The 2,222-nt window shown below is 42.0% G+C and carries 1 protein-coding gene; it reads left to right on the top strand.

The annotated features are described in order from the left end of the window. Nucleotides 1-278: 278 nt before the first annotated feature. On the top strand, nucleotides 279-2,222 hold a 1,944-nt coding region (lacZ, locus tag AC1DWN_RS32540; RefSeq protein ID WP_477562978.1), incomplete at its 3' end, for a beta-galactosidase, LacZ type.

Genomic DNA, 2,222 nt, shown 5'->3' with positions numbered 1-2,222 from the left:
ATAGGATTGCTAGCACTTGAGAAAACAAGCTCTGACAAAAAGGTGCAAGAATCTATGACAAGGGCATTAAACCATTTGATTAAAAGGTTTAATTAATGAGTCGGCTAAATTAAATATGTTCCAGCGCAAGGATAGCACTGAACGGTGCTGTTCCTTTTTTTTTGTTTATATGTTCATATTTTTATATACGATATGAATATTGTTTTATTAATAAAGAGAACTTATTGATCTATAATGTGAACATACTTTAATATAATGATAATGAGGTGCAAATGATTATGCGTAAAAAGCTAGTTTATACACCACCTGCAAATGGTTATCCTGAATGGAACAATAATCCTGAAATTTTTCAGCTTAATCGAATGGAAGCTCATGCTTCACTTATGCCATTTACTACGGAGGAAGCTGCTTGGAAAGGGCGTCATAGCGAGTCAGAAAACTATCTCTCACTTAATGGAAAATGGAAGTTTGCCTTTGCGAAAAATGCTGAAGCGCGTATCATAAATTTTTATGAAGCAGAGTTTGACCATAGCGAATGGGATGAGATTACAGTGCCTGCTCATTGGCAATTACAAGGCTATGATTATCCACAATATACAAATGTCAGATATCCATGGGAAGGCACGGAAGATATTAAGCCCCCTTTTGCACCAACACTTTATAACCCAGTAGGCTCCTATGCCCGTACCTTTACTATCCCTGAGGGCTGGGGAGGCAAGCCAGTCTTCATTAGCTTCCAAGGTGTTGAATCTGCATTTTATATCTGGTTAAACGGTGAACTTGTTGGGTTCAGCCAGGATACATTTACACCTTCTGAGTTTGATTTGACACCTTATTTAATTGAGGGAGAGAATAAGCTGGCGGTTGAGGTCTATCGCTGGAGTGACGCAAGTTGGCTGGAAGACCAAGATTTTTGGCGGATGAGCGGTATTTTCCGTGATGTATATTTGTATACGACTCCTGATGCGCATATCTACGATTTCTTTGTGAAAACAGAGCTTGATGAGCAATACAACGATGCGCAGTTAATTATCGATACGAAGCTAATTAATTATTTTACGAAGCAGATTGGTGAAATTACAGTAGAGGCAGCGTTATATGATGCACAACAAAAAGCGGTATTTACGGAGCCATTATCGATTCAGACAGCTGTTGAGGGCGAAGCGTTAACGGAGGTTCGTTTACAAGCAGCCGTCAAAAATCCGCTCAAATGGAGTGCAGAGATTCCAAACCAGTATACGCTCCTACTAAGCTTGAAAACAGCGGACGGCCAGCTGCTAGAAGTCATCAGCTGCAAAGTAGGCTTCCGCAAGTTTGAGCTCAAGGATGGGTTAATGCAAATTAACGGAAAACGCATTTTGTTTAAAGGCGTCAATCGTCATGAGTTTTCCTGTGATACAGGCAGGGCGATCGGCGAGGCGGAAATGCGCAAAGATATTGAACTGATGAAGTTTTACAATATTAACTCCGTTCGTACTTCTCATTATCCGAATAACTCGCTCTGGTACAAGCTATGTGATGAATACGGGTTATATGTGATCGATGAAACGAACCTCGAAACGCATGGCTCTTGGACCTATGGACAGAAGGAGTTAGACGAAACCGTGCCTGGGAGCAGGCCAGAATGGACAGAAGCAGTATTAGACCGTTGTAATTCTATGGTGCAGCGCGACAAAAACCATGCTTCTATCGTTATTTGGTCGCTGGGCAACGAATCCTTTGGCGGAGATAACTTTATCAAAATGTATGATTTTATACGTGCGGTTGATCCATCTCGCCTTATTCATTACGAGGGAGCGTTCCATTTCCGGGCGTCAGAAGGCGCTTCGGATATAGAGAGCCATATGTATACATCTCCTCATGGTGTAGAACAATATGCGTTAAACAATCCGCAAAAGCCATATATTATATGTGAATACAGCCATGCTATGGGCAACTCCTGTGGCGGTCTCCACTTATATTGGGAACTATTCGAAAAGTATCCGATTTTGCAAGGCGGCTTTATATGGGATTGGATCGATCAAGCCATTCGGATTACAGATTCAGATGGTACTGTGAAGATGCAATACGGCGGTGATTTTGGAGAAATGCCGCATGACGGCAACTTCTGCGGCAATGGTCTTATTTTCGCGGATCGTACGGTGTCGCCTAAGCTGCAAGAGGTTAAGAAGGTATACCAAAATGTGAAGTTCGAATCGGTCGATTTACGCGCCGGAACGATC

This window comes from Paenibacillus sp. P4_A7 (assembly GCF_056402455.1).
The sequence above is the reverse complement of the archived record's forward strand: the minus strand, read 5'-3'. Positions and strand labels throughout refer to the sequence as shown.